Annotated in this window: 4 protein-coding genes; all 4 read left to right on the top strand. The window is 65.1% G+C overall.

Annotated elements, in window-relative coordinates:
• Nucleotides 1–86: 86 nt before the first annotated feature.
• Entirely contained in the window at nucleotides 87–1,619 is a 1,533-nt protein-coding gene (gene atpA, locus VGV07_RS25105; RefSeq protein WP_326871468.1) for a F0F1 ATP synthase subunit alpha, read from the top strand.
• A 54-nt stretch (nucleotides 1,620–1,673) separates the two neighbouring features.
• Entirely contained in the window at nucleotides 1,674–2,552 is an 879-nt protein-coding gene (locus tag VGV07_RS25100; protein WP_326871467.1) for a F0F1 ATP synthase subunit gamma, read from the top strand.
• A 17-nt stretch (nucleotides 2,553–2,569) separates the two neighbouring features.
• Nucleotides 2,570–4,111, top strand: a complete 1,542-nt coding sequence (gene atpD / locus VGV07_RS25095; protein ID WP_326871466.1) for a F0F1 ATP synthase subunit beta — start codon at nucleotides 2,570–2,572, stop codon at nucleotides 4,109–4,111.
• Nucleotides 4,112–4,173: 62 nt separating this feature from the next.
• Nucleotides 4,174–4,328: F0F1 ATP synthase subunit epsilon (locus tag VGV07_RS25090; RefSeq protein WP_414649997.1), on the top strand; the 155-nt coding region annotated here is incomplete at its 3' end.

Here is a 4,328-nt window from a genome sequence, read left to right as displayed (position 1 = left end):
GTGGTCAAGGTCGGTAGCCAGATGATCGACAGCTCACTCAAAACCAAGCTCACGGCGATGAAGATCGCGATGAAAGAGGTCGGATAATGGATATCAAAGCCGCGGAAATCTCTGCGATCCTCAAGGAGCAGATTCAGAACTTCGGCCAGGAAGCGGAAGTTTCCGAAGTCGGTCAGGTTCTGTCGGTTGGCGACGGTATCGCCCGTGTCTATGGCCTCGACAACGTGCAGGCCGGTGAGCTCGTCGAGTTCCCGGGCGGCATCAAGGGCATGGCGCTGAACCTCGAGACCGACAATGTCGGCGTGGTGCTGTTCGGCGCCGACCGCGAGATCAAGGAAGGCGACGTCGCCAAGCGTACCGGCTCGATCGTGGACACCCCGGTCGGCAAGGAACTGCTGGGCCGCGTCGTCGACGCGCTCGGCAACCCGATCGACGGCAAGGGCCCGCTCAAGGCCAAGGAACGCCGCCGTGTCGACGTGAAGGCCCCGGGCATCCTGCCGCGCAAGTCGGTGCACGAGCCGATGTCGACCGGCCTCAAGGCCATCGACGCGCTGATCCCGATCGGACGTGGCCAGCGCGAGCTGATCATTGGCGACCGCCAGACCGGCAAGACCGCCGTCATCCTCGACACCTTCCTGAACCAGAAGCCGGCGCATGCCGCAGGCGCTTCGGAGCAGGAAAAGCTCTACTGCATCTACGTCGCCGTCGGCCAGAAGCGCTCGACCGTGGCGCAGTTCGTCAAGGTGCTGGAAGATGCCGGCGCGCTGGAATACTCGATCGTCATCGCGGCGACCGCGTCCGATCCGGCCCCGATGCAGTTCCTCGCGCCGATGACCGGCGCCGCCATCGGCGAGTATTTCCGCGACAACGGCATGCACGCCGTGATCGCCTATGACGACCTGACCAAGCAGGCCGTCGCCTACCGCCAGATGTCGCTGTTGCTGCGTCGCCCGCCGGGCCGCGAAGCTTATCCGGGCGACGTGTTCTACCTGCACTCCCGCCTGCTCGAGCGCGCCGCCAAGCTCAACGAAGAGCACGGCCTCGGTTCGCTCACCGCGCTGCCGGTGATCGAGACCCAGGCGAACGACGTGTCGGCCTACATCCCGACCAACGTGATTTCGATCACCGACGGCCAGATTTTCCTCGAAACGAACCTCTTCTTCCAGGGCATCCGCCCGGCGGTGAACGTCGGCATCTCGGTTTCCCGCGTGGGTGGTAACGCCCAGATCAAGGCGATGAAGCAGGTTGCCGGCTCGCTGAAGGGTGAGCTGTCGCAGTACCGCGAAATGGCCGCCTTCGCGCAGTTCGGTTCCGACCTCGACGCCGCCACGCAGCGCCTGCTCAACCGCGGCGCCCGCCTGACGGAACTGTTGAAGCAGCCGCAGTTCGCGCCGCTGAAGCCGGAAGAAGAAGTCGCGGTGATCTTTGCCGGCGGCCAGGGCTACCTGGACGACCTGCCGGTCAACAAGGTCGGCGAGTTCGAGGCAGGGCTGCTCGGCTACCTCCGCTCCAAGGGCGCGGACGTGCTGTCGGCGATCGCCAAGGAGAAGGCGCTGTCGGATGACCTCCGCGCCAAGCTCAAGGCCGCCATCGACGCGTTCAAGAAGACGTTCTCGTAAGACCCCTGGTTGGGCGAGGTCCCTCGGGCCTCGCTAGAGGAGTAAGAGCGGCCGATGCCCTCGCTAAAGGACCTTAAAAACCGGATCGCCTCGGTCAAATCGACCCAGAAGATCACCAAGGCCATGCAGATGGTGGCGGCGGCGAAGCTTCGTCGCGCCCAGGAAGCAGCCGAGGCGGCGCGTCCCTATGCCGAGCGCATGGGCAATGTGCTCGCGGCGCTGGGCGCGGCCTATGCCGGCCGCGCCGACGCTCCGGCGCTGCTCGCCGGCAACGGCCGTGACCAGGTGCACCTCTTGGTCGTTGCGACCGGCGAGCGTGGCCTCGCCGGTGGCTTCAACTCGTCGATCGCGCGTCTCGCCCGTGAAACGGCGCAGAAGCTGATCGGCGAAGGCAAGACGGTGAAGATCCTCACCGTCGGCCGCAAGGGTAACGACATCCTGAAGCGCGGTTTTGCCGACAAGATCGTCGAGACGATCTCGTTCCGCGATGTGCGTCAGCTGGGCTATGTCAACGCCGCCAGCGTCGGCGAGAAGGTGCTCGCCATGTATGCGGCGGGTGAATTCGACGTGGCGACACTGTTCTACTCGCGTTTTCGCTCGGTGATCGCGCAGATCCCGACGGCGCACCAGCTGATCCCGGCCAAGTTCGAGGCTCCGGCCGCAGGCGCCGAGGACACGCTGAACTACGAATACGAGCCGGACGAGGAAGCGATCCTCGAGGACCTGCTGCCGCGCAACATCTCGGTGCAGATCTTCAGGGCATTGCTCGAGAACAACGCCTCGTTCTTCGGCGCGCAGATGAGCGCCATGGACAACGCGACGCGCAACGCCGGCGAGATGATCAAGAAGCTGACGCTGGTCTACAACCGGCAGCGCCAGGCCCAGATCACCAAAGAACTCATCGAAATCATTTCGGGCGCGGAAGCGCTCTAGCAGGAACGAGGTAAATCATGGCCCGCGCAGCAACTGCAGCAAAAGCCCCGGCGACCGACAAGGCTCCCGCCGCCAAGAAAGCCCCGGCCCGCAAGGCCGCTTCGAGCACTCCCGCGGCAGCCGTCGCCGGCCAGCCGGTCGGCAAGGTTTCGCAGGTGATCGGCGCCGTGGTGGACGTGACCTTCGAGGGTCACCTGCCGGCGATCCTGAACGCGCTCGAGACCGACAATAACGGCAACCGCCTGGTGCTCGAAGTGGCGCAGCACCTCGGTGAGAACGCCGTGCGCACCATCGCCATGGACACCACCGAAGGCCTGGTCCGCGGTGCTACCGTGATCGATACCGGCGCGGCGATTTCGGTGCCGGTGGGCGACGAGACGCTGGGCCGCATCATGAACGTGATCGGCGAGCCGGTGGACGAAGCCGGCCCGGTCAACACCAAGTCGCGCCGCGCCATCCACCAGGATGCCCCGTCGTTCACCGAGCAGGCTTCGGAAGCACAGATTCTCGTCACCGGCATCAAGGTCGTGGACCTGATTGCTCCTTATGCACGCGGCGGCAAGATCGGCCTGTTCGGCGGCGCCGGCGTGGGCAAGACCGTGCTGATCCAGGAGCTGATCAACAACGTCGCCAAGGCGCACGGTGGTTACTCGGTGTTCGCAGGCGTGGGTGAGCGTACCCGCGAGGGCAACGACCTCTACCACGAAATGATCGAATCGGGCGTGAACAAGGACCCGCACGAGAACAACGGCTCGACAGCCGGTTCGAAATGCGCCCTGGTGTTCGGCCAGATGAACGAGCCCCCGGGGGCGCGTGCCCGCGTGGCGCTGAGCGGCCTCACCGTCGCCGAGCACTTCCGCGACGAAGGCCAGGACGTACTGTTCTTCGTCGATAACATCTTCCGCTTCACCCAGGCGGGCGCCGAAATGTCGGCTCTGCTCGGCCGTATCCCCTCCGCGGTGGGTTACCAGCCGACGCTCGCCACCGACATGGGCGCGCTGCAGGAGCGCATCACCACCACCAACAAGGGCTCGATCACCTCGGTGCAGGCGATTTACGTGCCGGCCGACGACTTGACCGACCCGGCGCCGGCGACCTCGTTCGCCCACCTGGACTCGACGACGACGCTGAACCGCGCCATCTCCGAGAAGGGCATCTATCCGGCCGTGGATCCGCTCGACTCCACCTCGCGCATGCTCTCGGCCAACATCGTCGGCGAAGAGCACTACAACACTGCCCGCCAGGTGCAGCAGATCCTGCAGCGCTACAAGGCGCTCCAGGACATCATCGCGATCCTGGGCATGGACGAGCTTTCCGAAGAGGACAAGCTGACCGTGGCGCGCGCCCGCAAGGTCGAGCGTTTCATGAGCCAGCCGTTCCACGTGGCCGAGGCCTTCACCGGTACGCCGGGCGTGTTCGTGCAGCTCGAAGACACCATCAAGGGGTTCAAGGACCTCGTCGAGGGCAAGTACGACCACCTGCCGGAAGCTGCCTTCTACATGGTCGGCACCATGGAAGACGCGGTCAAGAAGGCCCAGAAGCTGGCCGCCGCGGCCTAAGCTCTACTGACGAACTCGGGGTTCGCCTTCGGGCGGACCCAGCTCAACCCAAAGGCAGGACCATGGCCGAAGGCACCAAACTCGAAATCGTCTCGCCCGAGCGGCTGCTGCTGTCGGAGACCGTGAAGTCGGTGACCGTGCCGGGCGCCGATGGCTATTTCACCGTGCTGGGCGACCACGCGCCGCTGATGACCACGCTGAAGCCGGGCTTCGTGAC

This window comes from Devosia sp., from assembly GCF_035944845.1.
Lineage (GTDB): Bacteria > Pseudomonadota > Alphaproteobacteria > Rhizobiales > Devosiaceae > Devosia_A.
The sequence above is the reverse complement of the archived record's forward strand: the minus strand, read 5'-3'. Positions and strand labels throughout refer to the sequence as shown.